The organism is Nocardioides sp., assembly GCF_029937575.1.
Taxonomy (GTDB): Bacteria; Actinomycetota; Actinomycetes; order Propionibacteriales; family Nocardioidaceae; genus Nocardioides.
On record NZ_JAPYPS010000123.1, the window covers coordinates 1 to 4,229 of the forward strand.

The following is a 4,229-nucleotide window of genomic DNA, read 5'->3' on the forward strand; positions in this document are numbered from 1 at the left end:
CCGCCGTACGGCGGCGGTCGCGACGCACGACCCCGGACGCGCACGTGCACTGCTGGCGCCCGCGTGGGTGCCCTACCGGCACGGTCTCGACTTCGTCGGGGACCTCGCGGCGGCGCTGACCAACCAGGCCGCGGACGTCGCCGAGCGGCGGCGGATCGATGCCGCCCAGCGCGACCCCTCGTCCTCGGCGGCCCGTCGGCTGCGTGCCGAGCGTGATCTCGACGAGGACGAGGAGCTGGTCGACACCGGCGTCGTCGCCCGCTACCTCACCGACCCGATCGCGCTCGTGCTCACCGCCGTCGTCGTGGTGGCACTGGTCGGCACTCGTACGGCGTGGGGGACCGTCGTGGGAGGCGCCCTGGCTCCGGTCCCGTCGGGCGCCGGATCCTGGTGGTCGTTGGCGCTCGACGCGTGGCACCCGCTCGGCTTCGGCACCGACGTCCCGGCTCCGCCGTACGTCGTCGTGGTGGCGCTGCTCGCGAGCGTGCTCGGCACCACCGGGGCGGTGAGCCTGCTGATGCTCGCGGCGGTGCCGTTCGGGCTGTGGGGCGCGTGGCGCTTCCTGCGCGTCGCCGGTCGGCTCGTCAGCCCGCTGGGGGCGCCGCGGTGGCTGCTGGTCGTCGCTTCGACGACGTACGCCCTGGTCCCGCTCACCAGCGGGGCTTGGGGCACCGGTCGTCTCGGCCTCGTCGTGACGGCGGCGCTGGTGCCGTGGGTGGCCCACGCTGCGCTGGGCTTCGCCGACCCCGAGCCCGAGCGCCGGTGGCGCGCCGCCTGGCGAACGGGTCTGCTCCTCGCTCTCGCGACCGCCTTCTCGCCCGTGGCCTGGTGGCTCGCGCTGAGCGTGACCCTGGTGGTCCTGGTCCTCGGTCTGCTGGTGGTGCGCTCGGCCCTGTTCACGCGCGACGTGATCGGTCCGCCGCTCGCAGCACTCGCGGTCCCGTCGGTGCTGCTGGCTCCCTGGTGGGTGGCGGCCCTGCGCAGCGGTGCCGCCGGACTGCTCGTGGCCGAGTCGGGGCGCCAGCCCGCCGCCCAGGTCGGCACCCTCGACGTGTTGTCCGGTCGCCTCGAGGGAGGCGCTCCGGCGTGGTCGGGAGTGGTGGTCCTCGTGCTCGCGGCGCTCGCGCTCGTGCCTCGGGCGACCAGGATCCCGGTCGCCCTGTGCTGGCTCGTCGCGCTGGTCGGCGTCGCGGTGGCCGTCGTGCTCTCCGGGCTCTCCCTCGACCTCGTGGCCCTCTCCGGGCCGGCCGGGCTGGGGGCCACCGTCGTGGTGGTCCAGGCAGCCCTGGTCACCGCCGCACTGCTCGGCGCCCAGGGCCTGGTCCGGGACCGGGCCCCGGCCGAGCGCGGTGCTCGCACGCGGGTCGCACTGCGAGCCGCAGGTCTGGTCGCGGCCGGTGCGGCGGTCGTCGTACCCGCCGCCGGGCTGCTCTGGGCCGTCGACGGCGACGACCTGCTGGGCTCGGAGCCGGCCAAGGTCGTGCCCGCCTACATGCTGCAGAGCTCGGTCACCGGCCCCGAGCACGGCATCCTCGTCGTGCGCGGCACGCTGTCGGGGGGACTGACCTACACCGTGCGCCGCGACGACGGGGTGACCCTCGGCGAGGACGAGATCTTGGCCTTCTCGGCGACCGACGCCGCAGCCCAGGACGCCGTGGCCACCGTGCTGGCGCGCCCGACGAGCGTGGCGGTCAGCGACCTGGGCGACCTCGGTCTCGAGTGGATCCTGATGCCGGCCCCGGCGGACGCCGGCGTGGCTGCTTCCCTCGACGCGACCACCGGACTGGTGCAGGCGAGCACCGACCCCGGCACCCGCGCCTGGCGGGTCGACCGGCCGATGACGGCCGCCGCGGTGGACGGCCCCGGGTCCGCCGTCCACGTCGTGCTGCTCGTCGTACAAGGATTGTCACTCCTGCTCGTGCTGGTCCTGTGTGCGCCCACCCTGCGCGGGGGGAGGGAGTCATGAGTGACGACTCCGGACGCGTACGACGCCTCGCGAGCCGGTCGGTGTCCTGGCACCGACCGGACCGGCTGACCGTGGCGGCCGTGGTGGTACCGGTCCTCGCCCTGGCTGCGGCCCTGCTCGTGAGCACCGAGCAGGAGTCCGGTCAGCGGGTGGCACCCGAGGAGACCCCGCTGACGCGCGCCACACTCGTCTGTCCTCCTGGCGGCGACGAGGTCGACCTCGCCTCCGTCTCCGGCGTCGGCGGCAACCTCGACGTCCGAGCCGGCGACGACCGCGCCGACGTCGAGGTGGCGCCGGACCGGACGACCTCGTTGGAGCTGGGCCGTCGGGCCGCGATCATCACCGGTCGCGACGACCTCGCCCCGGGTCTCGTGGCCAGCCGGTACCAACGCCCATGGGAGTCCATGGACTGCCGGGCGCCCGTCGTGGACCAGTGGTTCACCGGCGTCGGCGCCGGTGCCAAGCACCAGTCGTTGCTCCAGCTCGTCAACCCCGACGGCGGGCGCGCGGTCGTCGACATCGAGGTCTTCGGTCGACGCGGACCTGTCTCGGCGCCGGCGCTGCGGGGTCTGGCGATCACGGGCGGCGAGACCCGGCGCTTCGACCTGGCCGAGGTGATCCCGCGCCGCGACGACCTCGCTCTGCACGTGACGACGCTGCGTGGTCGCATCTCGGCCAGCGTCCTCGACAACTTCCAGGAGCTCGGGCGCGGACCGGGCGGCCGCGACGGACTCGCCTCCCAGGACCAGCCGAGCGTCTCCAACCTGCTGCTGGGCCTGCCCCAGGGGCGCGGGCAGCGCACGCTGATCATCGCCAACCCCGGTGACGACGAGGGGCGGGCGACGGTGCGCCTGGTGACGGCGGACTCGGTCTTCACCCCGGCTGCGGCCGAGGACGTGCGGCTGCCTCCCCAGAGTGTCGTCCGGGTCGGTCTCGCACCGCTGTTGAAGGGGGCTCGTGGCAACGACCAGTCGCGCCCCCTGGGCGTGCAGGTCGACTCGTCGGTCGAGGCGACCGTCGGGCTGGTCATGTTCGTGCGCGGCGACCTGGTGCACAGCGTGCCGACCCCACCGGTCGGCGTGGCCAGCACGGTGGCGCTGCCGAAGGCGGACAAGGAGCTGGTCCTCGGCGGCGCCTCGTCCCAGGGGGTGGCGACCGTGACGGTGTGGGACAGGAAGGGCGATCAGCTCTTCTCGGAGCGGATCGAGGTCGCCCGCGACCGCGGCTACCGGATGTCGCTGCCGGGCAAGGCGCGCCTGCTGACGCTGACCCCCGAGAAGACCGGCCTCGAGGGCGTCGTCCTGCTCTCGGGCGACGGCGCCACCCTCGTCGGGATCCGGGAGCCGGTCCTCACCGGCCTCGAGCCGTTCGTCGAGCCGGGGCTGCCATGACCGGCACCCGTGAGCACGAGCTCCTCTTCGTGGCCGGTGTCGCGCGATCCGGCACGACGGCGCTGCGCCGCATCCTCGGCAACCACCCCGACATCGCCGTCGGCATGGAGCGCTACAAGCGGCTGTGGGGCGAGCGGATCGGGGAGCTCGGTCCGGAGCACTTCGAGCGGGACCGCTTCTTCGACTACCGCGACGGGCTGACGAACATCACGCCCGACGTGCCCTGGGCCCAGGAGCGGCTCGCGGACCTCGAGGCGAAGTGGGACACCGCGCGCTACCGCGGCGACAAGATGACCGCCATCAGGGCGCGCAAGATCTGGCAGCGTTTCCCCCAGGCGCGCTTCGTCTTCATCGTGCGCGACATCTCGCTCGTCGCCAGCTCGTGGGAGCGCCGCGCCGCCGATGCCTCGGACACGGGCTGGCGTGAAGGGGCCGGCGCCGACCGGGCCGTCGGCGCCTGGAACACCGCCGTACGCCGGGTGCTCGACGCCGTCTCCGCCCGCCCGGAGCAGGCGATCGCGCTCGACTACACCCGCTTCTTCGGGGAGCCCTCCGGTGCCGGTCTGGCTGCTGCCATGGCCTTCCTGGACCTCGACGCCGCGCCGATCCAGGCCGACTGGCAGGCCGCCCACGACCAGTACGTCGAGTCCGTCGCCGGCCGTGACCGCACCCTGCCCCCCGAGACCGCCGCCTACATCGCCGAGCATGCCGACCTCACCGCATGGCGGCGGCTGGGCGAGCTGACGGTCTGAGGCGGGGGGCTGCGCGCTGATGGGTGGCTCGTGGCGTGGCGTCCGGATCAGCCGAAGAGCGGACGTGGCCGAGCTGGGGCGCTTCACGGCACGCTCCTCTTCCCCACGGCATCGGGTCGT

3 protein-coding genes are annotated in these 4,229 nt (G+C 74.3%); all 3 read left to right on the top strand.

Annotated elements, in window-relative coordinates; all coding sequences use genetic code 11:
• Positions 1-1,966 (top strand): hypothetical protein (locus tag Q1K33_RS20570; protein WP_300406780.1); only part of this gene is annotated, 1,966 nt, incomplete at its 5' end.
• Positions 1,963-3,357, top strand: coding sequence for a DUF5719 family protein (locus Q1K33_RS20575; RefSeq protein ID WP_300406782.1), 1,395 nt, complete (start codon positions 1,963-1,965; stop codon positions 3,355-3,357). The genes Q1K33_RS20570 and Q1K33_RS20575, both read left to right, overlap by 4 nt.
• On the top strand, positions 3,354-4,109 hold the full coding sequence (locus tag Q1K33_RS20580; protein WP_300406784.1) for a sulfotransferase: 756 nt from the start codon (positions 3,354-3,356) through the stop codon (positions 4,107-4,109). Before Q1K33_RS20575 ends, Q1K33_RS20580 begins: the two co-directional genes overlap by 4 nt.
• Positions 4,110-4,229 lie beyond the last annotated feature (120 nt).